Annotated in this window: 9 protein-coding genes; 7 read left to right on the forward strand and 2 right to left on the reverse strand. The window is 62.4% G+C overall.

What is annotated here, in order from left to right:
* The first annotated feature begins 127 nt into the window (after nt 1-127).
* Nucleotides 128-4,954 (forward strand): NEL-type E3 ubiquitin ligase domain-containing protein, encoded by a 4,827-nt coding sequence (locus tag LIY36_RS05670; protein ID WP_226455058.1) that lies wholly within the window; start codon nt 128-130, stop codon nt 4,952-4,954.
* Here LIY36_RS05670 and mnmC read toward each other — a convergent pair whose 3' ends face one another.
* A complete protein-coding gene (gene mnmC / locus LIY36_RS05675) occupies nt 4,955-6,934 on the reverse strand; it encodes a bifunctional tRNA (5-methylaminomethyl-2-thiouridine)(34)-methyltransferase MnmD/FAD-dependent 5-carboxymethylaminomethyl-2-thiouridine(34) oxidoreductase MnmC (RefSeq protein WP_226455059.1) in 1,980 nt (659 codons plus the stop codon). It abuts the gene before it with no gap.
* Between the two features lie 141 nt (nt 6,935-7,075).
* On the opposite strand from mnmC, the gene pap reads away from it, so the two are divergent.
* From pap to LIY36_RS05690, 3 genes are all read left to right on the forward strand, one after another.
* Nucleotides 7,076-8,590 (forward strand): polyphosphate:AMP phosphotransferase, encoded by a 1,515-nt coding sequence (gene pap / locus LIY36_RS05680; RefSeq protein WP_226455060.1) that lies wholly within the window; start codon nt 7,076-7,078, stop codon nt 8,588-8,590.
* 297 nt (nt 8,591-8,887) lie between these two features.
* Nucleotides 8,888-10,072 (forward strand): thiolase family protein, encoded by a 1,185-nt coding sequence (locus LIY36_RS05685; protein ID WP_226455061.1) that lies wholly within the window; start codon nt 8,888-8,890, stop codon nt 10,070-10,072.
* A gap of 192 nt (nt 10,073-10,264) precedes the next feature.
* Complete coding sequence (locus tag LIY36_RS05690) at nt 10,265-11,221, forward strand: DMT family transporter (protein ID WP_192296906.1); 957 nt, start codon at nt 10,265-10,267, stop codon at nt 11,219-11,221.
* On the opposite strand, the gene LIY36_RS05695 is transcribed toward LIY36_RS05690, so the two are convergent.
* On the reverse strand, nt 11,218-12,600 hold the full coding sequence (locus LIY36_RS05695) for a class II fumarate hydratase (RefSeq protein ID WP_226455062.1): 1,383 nt from the start codon (nt 12,598-12,600) through the stop codon (nt 11,218-11,220). The genes LIY36_RS05690 and LIY36_RS05695 overlap by 4 nt on opposite strands.
* A gap of 193 nt (nt 12,601-12,793) precedes the next feature.
* Here LIY36_RS05695 and LIY36_RS05700 point away from each other — a divergent pair, with 193 nt between their 5' ends.
* The 3 genes from LIY36_RS05700 to trhO all read left to right on the forward strand — a co-directional run bounded on the left by LIY36_RS05700 (nt 12,794) and on the right by trhO (nt 14,676).
* Complete coding sequence (locus LIY36_RS05700; RefSeq protein WP_192296904.1) at nt 12,794-13,312, forward strand: DUF2059 domain-containing protein; 519 nt, start codon at nt 12,794-12,796, stop codon at nt 13,310-13,312.
* A gap of 6 nt (nt 13,313-13,318) precedes the next feature.
* Entirely contained in the window at nt 13,319-13,615 is a 297-nt protein-coding gene (locus tag LIY36_RS05705; protein WP_226455063.1) for a BolA family protein, read from the forward strand.
* 119 nt (nt 13,616-13,734) lie between these two features.
* Nucleotides 13,735-14,676, forward strand: coding sequence for an oxygen-dependent tRNA uridine(34) hydroxylase TrhO (gene trhO / locus LIY36_RS05710; RefSeq protein ID WP_226455064.1), 942 nt, complete (start codon nt 13,735-13,737; stop codon nt 14,674-14,676).
* The last annotated feature ends 32 nt before the right edge of the window (nt 14,677-14,708 follow it).

A 14,708-nucleotide genomic window follows, 5' to 3' on the forward strand; every position in this document is an offset into this window, starting at 1 on the left:
TACCGCCAGGATGCATTGGGATTGCCGCTCGTTTGGCGGGCTGACCACGTCGATATTCGAATGCGTTTTTTGCTGCCGCGCGCTTAGGGTGAGCACTCAGTTAGCAGTGCGACAAGGACGCCTACCCATGACGGAGAAACGCGATTTGAGTGCAGTCACGGAACCTGTGACTGAAGATGAACTGTTGGCAGTCGTGTTGGACATGACCGGTGACCTGGACAAGGCACGGGTGCTGCGCAGCACCCTGCCGCCGTGGTTGGTGGAAGCCAGGCCCGCCACCCTGGCTGCCCTTGAGCAAGCCCATCGCGACAGCCAGCAACCGCGACGCCAACTCAAGGCGCTCCTGCAGCGCGTGCAGCCCCTGGATGAGTTCTGTGCCGAGCGGTTGCATACCTTTCTGCTGAGCAAAGGCGTGGAGCAGGTGGATGTAAAGCAGGATCGCCTGGAGCTGCCAAGACGTAGCCTGACAGGCGTTACCCCCGACCTGGGTGGCGCGTTGATCGAAACCACCACCTGGGAAAAACGCAGCCTGGTGCAAGCCGCCATGCAGAACTTCGACGCCGCCCGGGCCAGAAGGGGCGGCATGTCGCCGCGGGCGGTGATCCGTTCAGCCGCCACGGGCAAGCCAATACCGGACCTCACGGTGCAACAGTTCGTCGAGTACTGTCGCGAACTGGACCTGGGGGGGGCCTACCAACGCCATCTGTGCGACGTCTTTGGCTTGCCACAACCGACGGATCCACTGCAAAACAGTGGCTTGAGCTACAACACGGCGGCCACGCATATTGGCCAATCGAAGAACCTCGACATGCAGATCGACCTGCACATTGCCTGCGCCAAGGAGCATGTCAGCGCGGCGTTGGGCGAGCGCATGCTCAAGTTGATCAAGGCCGACCGCCCCGCCAGTGAGCTGGCGTACCTGACCCCACTGGAAAAACCCCTGATATGGCAAGGCCTGAACATCGATAGCACCTGCCTGTGGAGCGTGTTGGTGGTGTGTGACGACGACCCCGGCAAGCTCGGGGGCGGGGCGTTCCTGGTGTACATGCCCAATGAGCCCTTCAGGCCCTGGTATGAGTACGAATCCCTGGAGGACTTCCGGCTTTACCTCACGTTGAAGTTGCAGGTGGCCAGTTATCGCGAGGTTTTCCAGCAGTACCTGGATGAAAACGACCGCCTGGGCTTCTTTGAGCGTTTCGACGTGAACAAACGTCTGGGGCGGTTGGAGCCCGTACCGACGACCAGTGAATTTTCGGCGTTCTTTTTCCATGCCTACACCGGAAAAATCCAGCGCGATGCCCTTGCCCTGGCAGTGCCGACGTTGCAGGTCGACCAGGACGCTGACGAGGCTCGCTGGCAAGGCTACCTGGAGGCGGGCCTGAATATCTTGAACGTTGCAGCCTTGATGGTGCCGGTGCTGGGCCAACTGATGACCGGCGTGGCCATCGGGCAACTGTTGGGCGAGGTGTTCGACGGTGTCGAGGACTGGCTGGATGACGACAGTACCGAGGCCTTGCGGCATCTGGTCAACATCGCAGAAAGCCTGGCGGCCATGGTGGCGTTCGCGGCGGGGGGGCGAATAGTCGGTGCGTTGAAACCGCGCGAACCCTCGACGGATTTCTTCAATAAGGTCGAGGCCATTACCCGCACGGACGCGCGTCCGGGTTTATGGCGCCCGCGCCTGGCGCCCTACCGGCAAGCGCCCGCCAAGGATGCGCGCTGGGTTACCAACAGTAAGGGCCTGTATCAGTCAAAAGGGCAGTCGTGGATCAAGATCGACGGGGCGCTGTATTCGATCGGCTTCGACCCCGGCATTGGCCAATGGCGGATCAACCATCCGCTGCGCCCTACGGCCTACCGTCCGCCGCTGTATCACAATTATCGTGGTGGCTGGCAGCACGCTTTCGAACGCCCGGAGCACTGGCAGGACTTGCGCTACAGCTTGAAGCGTCTCGATCCCAGCCTTGAAGAGATCAATGGCGAGCAGTTGGACACCATTGCCGGCATCACGGATATGACCATCCCCGAAGCGCGGCGCCTGGCCCGGGGGCATGAAGCGCTGCCGGAGCGCTTCCAGGATTGTGTGGTGCGGGTCAAGCAGCATCAGAAAGTCGTCGACCTGATCAGCCAGCTGCAACGAGGTGAGTCGCCCTCGGTCGACACTGCGCGCACCCAGTTGCTGGTGATTCCGATGATGCCGGGTTGGCCCAAAGGGCGCTTTTTCGAAGTGTTGGATGATGAGGAGTATTTGCTGGAGCGCCATCCGGATCTTGAGCCTTTCGATTACGAAGACCTGAGCATCCATATCACCCAGCACGAGCTTAAGGAGGGCCGGGTGATGCAGACCGTACTGCAGGCGTTGAACGATGAAGAACGTCATGCGCTGCTCGGTGAGAGTATCCCGCGGGACCAGGCGCAGCCGGTGTTGGAGCGGCGTTTGCTGGAAACTCTCAAGGCGCATCACCAGGTGCTGACGCACAAACTCTATCTGGATCAGGAGGGCGTGGCCGAGGGCGAGTTGCAGTCTCTGAAAGAGGCACATCCCAGGCTTTCCAACCGCTTGGCCAGGGAAGTGCTGATCGAATCTCCGGACGTCCAGCGCCAGCGTTTGCGCAAGACCGGCCGTGTGCCGTTGGGTATGGCCGAGCGCGCGCACGGCGCGCTTGAGCGAATGCACGAGGATCGCGCCCTGACCGGTCTGTACCTGCCGGAGCAGGCGCTGCCCGACACCCGTCGCATTGCCCTCGGGGCGGCGCAGGACTTGGCGGGGTGGCCACGGGACCTGTCAGTGCAACTTCGCCGGCAAAGCGTGCGCGGCGAGGTGATGGCCCGGGTGGGGAGCCCCTCGGCCACTGTCCAACGCACGTTGGTGGAGACTGAGGAGGGGGTCCAGGCGTTCGATGAGGTGGGTCGGCCGCTGTCAGGCCGAGCCGATGGCCCTTATGGGTTCTACCAGGCCTTGGTGGATGCATTGCCCGCGCGCCATCGCACAAGCATGAACCTGATGGGCGAGTCGGCGCCCCAGCAGTTGCTCAGTCGCATACGCTCGAGCACCCAGAGTCAACGCAGACGGGTAGCGGCCTACCTGCGTTCCGACTGGGCTGCGGTCGAGCCCGACCCACTCCCCTGTTTCCAGGCGGCGCCGCCAGGCCTGTCAGAGGCCGAGCCGGCATTGATGCGCAAGCTGAGGAAACTCTATCCCCTGGAGGATGACCACAAGCTGACCAACATTATTCAGGACGCGGGCGTTGATCATCTCGGGCGGGCCAAGTTCGTGGAGGCGCTGGAGCAGCAGTTCGACGCGTTGCACCGAGCCTTGAAAATCTGGCGCAGTGACCGTTCTGCGGAAAACCCTGAGGTTACATCACACAGGGACTACCGCTTGAGCCGCCATCAGGTGGCCAAGGCCATTGAGCACGGCTGGAAGCGCATGACGAGCCTGCTCGATCATAACGCCAGGAAAGTGCCGGGCCTGTCGCTGGACGGTATGCTGCATGACCCCTTGCCGACGTTGCCGCCGCAAGTCAGCTTTGATGGGGCGCGGCTGTTGTCCCTTGGCAACATGGGCCTGGACGATAGGGTGGCCTACTTTCTCAAACACTTCAAAAACCTGATGTCCCTGAACCTGGCGGACAACCAGGTCAAGCGGATTCCCCAAGTGCTGGCGCAGATGCCGCAGCTGGAGTACCTGTGCATGGCCAACAACGGCCTGCAACTGAATGAATACTCGCGTGCCACACTGGCCGGGCTGCGCAGCCTGCAAGTGTTGAACCTGAACAACAACCCGCTGCTGGACCCGCCCGACGTCAGTCAGCTGTTCGTGCTGCGCGAGTTGATGCTGCGCAATTGTCGTCTCACGGAGTTCCCCAAGGGCGTTGCCCGCCTGCCGTATCTGGAAACCCTCGACCTTAGGGAAAACGATATCAGTGTATTGCCCGCCTGGTTGTTCGAGGCGCCGCGCAGCTATGCCCAGACGATCAATCTGCGGCATAACCCTCTGGATGTGCGCAGTCAGCAGTTACTGCGCAACTACCGCAGTGCCCATGGTGTGGGCATGGGGTTTCTGGAGGACGACCTCGCTCGCCTGACGGAACAGAGGGCACGCGACCTGTGGCTGTCGGATGAGCGGGTGGCCGGCTACACCGAAAAGGACCAGACCTGGGCGGGGTTGAGGGACGAGCCGGGCTCGGACGGTTTGTTCACCCTGCTCGCCGAACTGGGCGGTACGGCGGATGCTGCTCAGGTCCGCGAAGACATGGATCGGCGCGTCTGGCGCGTACTCGAGGCCACCGGCAAAGACGCCGAGTTGCGCGAGGAAATCTTCGAGCGCGCCGCAACCCCTCTCAATTGCGATGATGCCGCGGCAGTCAATTTCAGCAGCCTGGAGGTGCTGGTGGAAATTCGCGAGGCCGCCCGGCTGGCGGCAACCGGGCGCCTGACCGCCACGCCGCTGTTGAAGTTGGCCAAAGGATTGTTTCGTCTCGACCAGCTTGAGCGGCTGGCCCATAACCACAGCCTCGAACATCCCTTGGTCGACCCGTTGGAAGTCAGCCTGGCGTTCCGCACAGGCCTGGTTGAACGGTTCCATCTGCCTGGGCAGCCACGGCATATGCGCTTTGCCAGCCTTGGCGGGGTGACCGCCGCCAATCTGGAGGAGGCGGAAAGCCGGGTCAGGGCTGCCGAACTCTCGCCAAAGCTAATGAAGTACCTGGTGGAACTACCGTTCTGGACGCAGTACCTCAAGCGCACGCATGCGGCCAGGTTCGAGGGCTTGAACGAGCCCTTTGATGGACGGCTGCAAGCGGTGTTCGACCAAAGCCTTACGCTGGACGACGCCAGTTACCGCGAGCAGATGAACATCATTCTTCGGGAGCAGGAGAAGGCCGAGAAAACCGAACTGGAGCGCTTGACCCTGGACGCCTTGAAGCAAGGCGAACTGAAGGGCTGCATCTAGTCAGGCCTTGTTCGCGTTGCTGCGCACCAGCCCGCGCACGGCAAACCGATTGGGGTGGCAGGCGTCAGCTACGCTGCGGGGCACGGGCAAGGGTTCGTCATCGAGCCAGGCCGCGAGCAGCTCGGCAGACAGTGGTGCGGTGATCAGGCCGCGGGAGCCGTGGCCGCTGTTGACGTACAAGCCGTCGAGCCAAGGGCAGGCTGTGTCCGGAACGCTGCGTGCGTCCTTGCGCAATACTGCGTAGGCCTGGTTGAACGCCATGCTGTCGGCCAGCGGCCCGACAATCGGCAAGTAATCCGGGCTGGTGCAGCGGAACGCAGCGCGGCCTTGCAATACGCTGGGGTCGAGCGTGTCGGCGTGCAGGCGCTGGGCCAGATCGGTGGAGATGTCGTGCAGCATCGTCAGGTTGCCGGCGTGGTCGGCAGCCGTGGGGGTGAGGTCTTCGTTCTTGAAGTCGAAGCTGGCCCCCAGGGTGTGTTCGCCCAGGCGCGGCGGGGCGACGTAACCTTCGGCACACACCACGGTGCTCAGGGCCTGGCTCTCGGCAGTCTGTGGCAGACGCGTGATCTGCCCGCGAATGCGCTTGAGGGGCAGGTCAGCGAAACGCTGGACCTCGGCGGCGCCGGCCAGGACCACCACGGGGGCGCTGGCCAGCAGGTGTTCACCGTCCCAGGCTTGCCAGTGATCGTCGACGCGGCGCAGGTCGAGCACATGGGTGTGGGGCAGCACCGTAATGCCGGTTTGGCTGGCTTGCCATTGACACAGCGCGGGGGGATGTACCCAACCGCCTTCAGGGAAAAACAAGCCACCGTGTTCCAGCGCAATACCGGCTCTGGCTTGCGCCTGGTCGCGGTCAAGCAGGTGCAACAGGTCTGGCGCAAAGGCTTGCGCAAGCTGTGCCTGGCGCTGGGCTTCCTTGGTGTCGAAGGCCAGTTGCAATACACCGCAGCCGTCCCAGTCCACGCCGCGATGCAAGTGCTCCAGCAGTCGGCGCGTGTGGCCGAAACCGGCGACGATCATTTGCGACAACGCGGTGCCATGGGCCGAGAGCTTGAGGTAAAGCACGCCCTGGGGGTTGCCCGAGGCTTCCTGGGCGAGTGCGGCATGCCGCTCTAGCAGGCTCACTTGCCAACCCCGCGCTGCCAGGCTGGCGGCCGTGGCGCAACCGGCCAGGCCGCCGCCGATGACCAAGGCCTTGCGTTCGCCTTCCACGGGCACAGGGCGGGCGAACCAGGGTTTGGCGCGGGTGGGCAGCGGGGCTGTTTCGGGCCAGCCGAGAAACTCGCCGCGCAGGATCTCCCACTTATGGCCGATGCCCGGCGTGCGCTTCATCTTGAACCCGGCGGCGTTGATCAGTCGTCGCACCCAGCCGGTGCTGGTGAAGGTGCTGATGGTCGAGCCCGGCGCGGCCAGGCGTGCCAGTTCGGCAAACAGCTCGGCGGTCCACATCTCGGGGTTTTTCGCTGGTGCGAAGCCGTCGAGAAACCATGCATCGACCTGCGCATCCAGTTGCGGCAATTGCTCCAGTACGTCGCCGATCAACAGGGTCAGGGTCACGCGGCCGTTGTCCAGCACCAGGCGCTGGAAACCCTGGTGGATGGCGACGTACTGCTGGAGCAGTTGCTCGGCGAATGGCTGCAACTCAGGCCAGAGGGCGAGGGCACGTTGCAGGTCGGCGTGGCTCAGCGGGTATTTTTCCACGCTGACAAAATGCAGCCGCGCCCCGGCCACCGCGTGCTGTTCGAACAGCTGCCAGGCGCACAGGAAATTCAGGCCCGTGCCGAAGCCGGTTTCGCCAATCACCAACCGCCCACCCACCGGCAAGGCCGCAAAGCGTTCCTGCAAGCGGTTCTGTTCGAGGAACACATAGCGGGTTTCTTCAAGGCCCGACTGGTCGGAGAAGTACACGTCGTCGAAGACCCGCGAGTGCGGGCGACCTTGTTCGTCCCAGTCGAGCTGGGCGTGGGTGATGGGGTTCATGGGCGGCTCGGTAAACACAAGGCCGTCATTCTAGCCGATCAATGGGGAATGAATTGACCCACGGCAAGCGCCGGTGGAATTTCCTCCCGCGTGTTGCTGCCCAATCCGCTAGTCTTGAGCCATCTTGAAACGGAGCTGCCCATGTTCGAATCCGCCGAAATCGGTCACGCCATCGACAAAGACACCTACGACGCCGAAGTGCCCGCCCTGCGCGAAGCCTTGTTGGAGGTGCAGTACGAGCTGCAACAGCAAAAGCGCTTCCCGGTGATCATCCTGATCAACGGCATCGAAGGCGCCGGCAAGGGCGAGACGGTCAAGCTGCTGAATGAATGGATGGACCCACGCCTGATCGAGGTGCGCACCTTCGACCAGCAGACCGATGAAGAACTGGCCCGCCCACCGGCCTGGCGCTACTGGCGACAGTTGCCGGCCAAGGGGCGCATGGGCGTGTTCTTTGGCAACTGGTACAGCCAGATGCTGCAAGGCCGGGTGCACGGGCAGATCAAGGACGCCCGCCTGGACCAGGCCATCGCCGGCGCCGAACGCCTGGAAAAGATGCTCTGCGATGAAGGCGCGCTGATCTTCAAGTTTTGGTTCCACCTCTCCAAGAAGCAGATGAAGGCACGGCTCAAGGCCCTGGCCGACGACCCGCTGCACAGCTGGCGCATCAGCCCGCTGGACTGGCAGCAGTCCGAGACCTACGACAAGTTCGTGCACTTTGGCGAGCGCGTGCTGCGCCGCACCAGCCGCGACTATGCGCCGTGGCATGTGATCGAAGGTGTCGACGCCAATTACCGCAGCCTCACCGTGGGCAAGCTGCTGCTCGAAGGCATCCAGAACGCCCTGAAACTGCCCAAGGGCAAGGCCAGCGGCATGAACCCGGCGCCGTTGATTGCGTCGGTGGACAAGAAAAGCCTGCTCGACAGCCTCGACCTGAGCCAGCGCCTGGAAAAGGACGATTACGAAGAACAGCTGATCACCGAGCAGGCGCGGCTGTCCGGCCTGATGCGCGACAAACGCATGCGCAAGCACGCGCTGGTCACGGTGTTTGAAGGCAACGATGCGGCAGGCAAGGGCGGGGCGATCCGCCGTGTCGCGGCCGCGCTCGACCCGCGCCAGTACCACATCGTGCCGATCGCCGCGCCGAGTGAAGACGAACGCGCCCAACCGTACCTGTGGCGCTTCTGGCAGAAGATCCCGGCGCGCGGCATGTTCACCGTGTTCGATCGCTCGTGGTACGGCCGCGTGCTGGTGGAGCGTATTGAAGGCTTCTGCACCTCCGCCGACTGGATGCGCGCCTATGGCGAAATCAATGACTTCGAAGAGCAACTGCGCGACGCGGGGGTGATCGTGGTCAAGTTCTGGCTGGCGATCGACAAGGACACTCAGTTGGAGCGCTTCCAGGCCCGCGAGGAAATCCCGTTCAAGCGCTTCAAGATCACCGAAGACGACTGGCGCAACCGTGACAAATGGGATGACTACCGTGGGGCCGTCGGCGATATGGTCGACCGTACCAGCACTGAAGTCTCGCCCTGGACGCTGGTGGAGGCCAACGACAAACGCTGGGCGCGGGTCAAGGTGCTGCGCACCATCAACCTGGCGCTGGAGGAGGCGTTTGCCAAGTCCGACAAGCACGCCAAAAAGAAACACAAATAACCGACTCGTGACGGACCCCGCCTCGCCTGTTGTAGTGAGCGGGCTTGCCCGCGCTGGGTGGCGAAGCCGCCCCAAACCCAGGCACCTCGGTCTTCCTGATACACCGCGGCGGATCGATTTGGGGCGGCTTCGCCACCCGGCGCGGGGCAAGCCCGCTCACTACGGGGATGGCAGTTCAGCAGGGGATGATTTTTGTCCCCATGCTTTTGCATACGCCGGGTGAATGATCGTCGCGGTTGGAATCAGCTGGATCTATGCTCGATCCATCTCCCAACAATGACAAGATCGAGGTAGCCCATGCGTGAAGTAGTGATCGTCGACAGCGTGCGAACCGGCCTGGCCAAATCCTTTCGCGGCAAGTTCAACCAGACCCGCCCCGATGACATGGCGGCCCATTGCGTCAACGCGCTGCTCAGCCGCAACGGCATCGACCCGGCCGCCGTGGAAGATTGCATCGTTGGCGCGGGTTCCAACGAGGGCGCCCAGGGCTACAACATCGGGCGCAACGTGGCGGTATTGTCGCAACTGGGCACCGGCACGGCGGGGATGACCCTCAACCGTTTCTGCTCGTCGGGCTTGCAGGCGATTGCGATTGCGGCCAACCAGATTGCTTCGGGGTGCAGCGACATCATCGTTGCCGGTGGAGTCGAGTCCATCAGCCTGACCATGAAAAGCGTCAACACCGACAACCTGATCAACCCGCTGCTCAAAGAGCAGGTGCCGGGTATCTATTTCCCCATGGGCCAGACCGCCGAGATCGTCGCCCGCCGCTACAACGTCAGCCGTGAAGAGCAGGACCTGTACGCCCTGCAAAGCCAGCAGCGTACGGCCCAGGCCCAGGCCGATGGTTTGTTCGACGATGAGATCGTGCCGATGGCGGTCAAGTACAAGGTCGAGGACAAGAACTCCGGTGCGGTGCAGATCCTCGACGGTGTGGTCGACCGCGACGATTGCAACCGCCCCGATACCACCTTGGCCAGCCTGCAAGGCTTGAAGCCGGTGTTTGCCGACGACGGTTCGGTGACGGCGGGTAACTCGTCGCAGTTGTCCGACGGTGCGTCGATGACCCTGGTGATGAGCCTGGAAAAAGCCCTGGAGCTGGGGCTCAAGCCCAAGGCGTTTTTCCGTGGTTTCGCCGTGGCCGGTTGTGAGCCGGACGAAATGGGCATCGGCCCGGTGTTCTCGGTGCCCAAGTTGCTCAAGGCCAAGGGTTTGCAGGTGGCGGACATTGATCTGTGGGAGTTGAACGAAGCGTTTGCGTCCCAGTGCCTGTATGCGCGCAATCGTCTGGAAATCGACAATGCCAGGTACAACGTCAATGGCGGTTCGATCTCCATCGGGCATCCGTTCGGCATGACCGGTTCGCGGCAGGTGGGGCATCTGGTGCGTGAGTTGCAGCGGCGCAACCTGCGCTACGGCATTGTCACCATGTGTGTGGGCGGCGGCATGGGGGCCACCGGCCTGTTCGAAGCCGTACGCTAAGGCTACTGAAGAAACCGGATCAAATTGTGGGAGCGGGCTTGCTCGCGAATGCGGTGTGTCAGCCAATACATGCAGCGACTGACACCCTGCATTCGCGAGCAAGCCCGCTCCCACATTTGAACTGCAGCGTATCGCGAGTCGTGTTCTTGCCCCTAGAATGCGGCTCCACTTCCTCTGGCTTCTGGGGCACTCATGCACATCTCTTCCGGCCGCTGGGTCTATGGCTTTCTGTTGACCCTGCTGACCGCGTTCCTGTGGGGCATCCTGCCGATCAAACTCAAGCAGGTGCTGCAGGTGATGGACCCGATCACCGTCACGTGGTTTCGCCTCACCGTTGCCGGTGGGTGTCTGTTCTTCTACCTCGCACTGACCAAGCGCCTGCCCAGCCACAAGGTGCTCGGCCCCAAGGGCGGCTGGCTGGTGGGCATGGCTGTGTGTGGCCTGGTGGGCAACTACGTGTTGTACCTGGTGGGCTTGCAACTGCTCAGCCCCGGCACCGCGCAATTGGTGGTGCAGATGGGCCCGATCTTTTTGATGGTCGCCAGTGTGTTTGTGTTCAAGGAGCGCTTCAGCCTGGGCCAGGTGCTTGGCCTGATCGTGCTGATCTGTGGCTTTGGTTTGTTCTTCAATCAACGCCTGGAGGAGTTGCTGACGTCCCTTGGCGATTACACGGCGGGCGTTCTGACCGTCCTGCTGGCCACCACCATTTGGGTGTTCTACGCCTTGGGCCAGAAGCAATTGCTCACCGCATGGAATTCGCTGCAAGTGATGATGGTGATCTACCTGTGTTGCGCCGTGTTGCTTACGCCGTGGGCACACCCGTTGGAAGCCTTGGACCTGAGCCCGCTGCAAGCATGGCTGTTGCTGGCGTGCTGCATGAATACCCTGGTGGCTTACGGTGCGTTTGCCGAAGCATTGGCGCATTGGGAAGCCTCACGGGTCAGTGCGACTCTGGCGCTCACGCCGTTGGTGACTTTTGTTGCGGTGGCGGTGGCAGCGTGGTGGTGGCCGGATTATGTGCAGGCCGAAGAGATCAACGCCCTGGGGTATGCCGGGGCGTTGGTGGTGGTGCTGGGCTCGGCGACCGTGGCGCTGGCGCCTTCATTGATGGCCGGGCTCAAGGCCCGGCGGTTGCGCATGGCGTCTTAGGCTCCCAGCATGTTTTCCGGGCGCACCCACAGATCGAACTCGGCATCGGTGAGGTAGCCCAGCGCCAGGGCGGCTTCCCGTAGCGTCAGCCCTTCGGCGTAGGCTTTCTTGGCGATTTCGGCCGATTTGTCGTAGCCGATATGCGGGTTGAGCGCTGTCACCAGCATCAGCCCGCGCTCCAGGTGTTCGGCCATTTGTCCGGCGTCGGGCGCAAGCCCAGCCACGCAATGTTCCTGGAAGTTGTTGCAGCCGTCGGCCAGCAGACGGATCGATTCCAGCAGGTTGTGGATGATCACCGGTTTGTACACGTTCAACTGCAAGTGACCCTGGCTGGCGGCGAGGCCGATGGTCACGTCATTGCCCAGCACCTGGCAGGCCAGCATCGACAGGGCTTCGCACTGGGTCGGGTTGACCTTGCCCGGCATGATCGAACTGCCAGGCTCGTTGGCGGGCAACTTGACCTCGGCAAACCCGGCACGCGGGCCGGAGCCCAGCAGGCGCAGGTCGTTGGCGATTTTCATCAACGCCACCGCGAGGGTTTTCAGGGCGCCGTGCAGGGTCACCAGCGGCTCATGGCCGGAGAGGGCGGCAAACTTGTTCGGCGCGGTGACGAAAGGGAGCCCGGACAACGCCGCCAGCTCGGAGGCAATCGCCTCGCCAAAGCCATGGGGCGCGTTCAGCCCGGTGCCCACCGCAGTGCCACCCTGGGCCAGCTCGCACACCGCGGGCAGGGCGCTGCGCACGGCGCGTTCGGCGTAGTCGAGCTGGGCGATGAACGCCGAGAGCTCCTGGCCGAAGGTGATCGGCGTGGCATCCATCATGTGGGTACGGCCGGTCTTCACCAGCTTCATATGCCGTGCAGCCTGTTCGGCCAGGCCACCGGAGAGGGCGGCAATGGCTGGCAGCAAGCGTTGGTGTATCGCCTGGACCGCCGCAATGCTCATCGCCGTGGGAAAGCAATCGTTGGAACTCTGGGAGCGGTTCACATGGTCGTTGGGATGCACCGGGCTCTTGCCGCCACGGGATTTGCCCGACAGCTCATTGGCGCGGCCCGCGATGACTTCATTGGCGTTCATGTTGCTCTGGGTGCCGCTGCCGGTCTGCCAGACCACCAGCGGGAACTGGTCGTCGTGCCTGCCTGCGAGGACTTCGTCGGCGGCCTGTTCGATCAGGCGGGCGATGTCGGCGGGCAGGTCGCCGTTACGGTCGTTGACCCGCGCGGCGGCCTTCTTGATCAGCGCCAGGGCGTGCAACACCGCCAGCGGCATGCGTTGCTCGCCGATGGCGAAATTCACCAGTGAACGTTGGGTCTGCGCGCCCCAGTAAGCGTCATCCGGGACTTCTACGTCTCCCAGGCTGTCGGTTTCGATACGGCTCATCGGGCACACTCCTTGAGATCGGTTTGCGCAGTTTAGGCCGTGATCGGCCGGTGGGGTTCCCTAAAAGACTTTTCATCGGATTCATCCGCGCGGAATCCTTGCCCGGCAAGGCCCGGGGTTGAGCCGCGAGGTTTTTTAGGCGCAGAATGGGCGCCCTTGGGGTCTTACCTCGCCTGCTAGAAAAGGAAACTCGATGACTCGTCTTCGTGCCATCTGTACCGCGGTTGCTCTGGTTTGCGCCAGCGGCCAGGTTTTTGCCGATACCGCCAGCCACAACGCCAGTGCCGAAGCCTTCCTTACCCTGGCCCACGCCGACAAGCTGGGTACCCCGGTGTACATGCAAGTGCAGCAAATGTTCGCCCAGCGTTTCGAACAGACCAAGGCACCTGCCGCCAAGCAGTCCGTGCTGGACAGCTACCAGGCCAAGGCCAACGCCGCCCTGGACAAGGCCATTGGCTGGGACAAGCTGAAACCGGACATGGTCAAGCTCTACACCACCAACTTCAGCGAATCCGAACTCAAGGACCTGGTGGCTTTCTACCAATCGCCATTGGGCAAGAAGGTCCTCGAAAAAATGCCGCAACTGACCCAGCAATCGGCCCAGATGACCCAGGCCAAGCTGGAAAGCGCCGTGCCGGTGGTGAACAAGCTGTTGGACGACATGACCAACGAGCTGGCGCCGAAAGCCGCCGCACCGGCCAAGAAGAAGTAAGCAGGAATGACCATGCAACAGCGTATCGAAACGGCGCTCGCCGCCCTGGGCTCGGACCACTTGAGCGTGCTGGATGAAAGCCACATGCACAGCCGTGGGTTGCAGACCCACTTCAAGGCCGTGCTGGTCAGCCCACAGTTCGAGGGGCTTAACCGCGTCAAGCGCCACCAGACGGTCTACGCCACCCTGGGTGACCTGATGAGCGAGTTTCATGCGCTGGCGCTGCATACCTACACGCCTGAAGAATGGGCGAAAATCGACGCAGCCCCGGCCTCGCCGACCTGCGCCGGCGGGCATGATTGATGATCGGGTGTCTCTGACACCGGGCATTTGTTAGAATCCGCAACGCGCCGCTCAGTCGGCGCGTTTTTTTTTGCATCCGGTTCACCCTTTACGAGGGTAGCCACCTGGAGAGAACACCCATGACTCAACCGATTGTCGTGGCGGCACTGTATAAGTTCGTCACCCTCGAAGATTACGTCGCCCTGCGCGAGCCACTGCTGCAGGCGATGGTCGACAACGGCATCAAAGGCACCTTGCTGATCGCCGAAGAAGGCATCAACGGCACCGTTTCCGGTAGCCGCGAAGGCATTGATGGCCTGATGGCCTGGCTGAAGAACGACCCGCGCATGGTCGACATCGACCACAAAGAATCCTACTGCGACGACCAGCCGTTCTACCGCACCAAGGTCAAGCTCAAGAAAGAGATCGTGACCCTGGGCGTCGAAGGCGTCGACCCGAACAAGAAAGTCGGCACCTACGTGGATCCGCAGGACTGGAACGCATTGATCAGCGACCCGGAAGTGCTGTTGATCGACACCCGCAACGACTACGAAGTGTCGATCGGCACCTTTGAAGGCGCAATCGACCCGAAAACCACCAGTTTTCGCGAATTTCCCGACTACATCAAAGCCAACTTCGACCCGGCCAAGCACAAGAAAGTCGCCATGTTCTGCACCGGCGGTATTCGTTGCGAAAAGGCCTCCAGCTACATGCTCAGCGAAGGCTTCGATGAGGTGTATCACCTCAAGGGCGGCATCCTGAAGTACCTCGAAGAGGTGCCGCAGGCCGAAACCAAGTGGCAGGGCGACTGCTTTGTTTTCGATAATCGCGTGACCGTGCGCCACGACTTGAGCGAAGGCGACTACGATCAATGTCATGCCTGCCGCACACCCGTGAGTGTCGAAGACCGCGCGTCCGAGCACTACGTGGCCGGCATCAGCTGCCCGCATTGCTGGGACAAGCTGCCGGAGAAGACCCGCCGTAGCGCGATCGACCGGCAGAAGCAGATCGAGCTGGCCAAGGCCCGCAATATGCCGCACCCGATTGGCTTCAACTACAAGCAATCCCCTTCCGAGGCCTGAGCCATGTCCGCGCGCTTGCTCTATGTAATGGA

The organism is Pseudomonas sp. AF03-9 (assembly GCF_020515815.1).
GTDB lineage: Bacteria > Pseudomonadota > Gammaproteobacteria > Pseudomonadales > Pseudomonadaceae > Aquipseudomonas.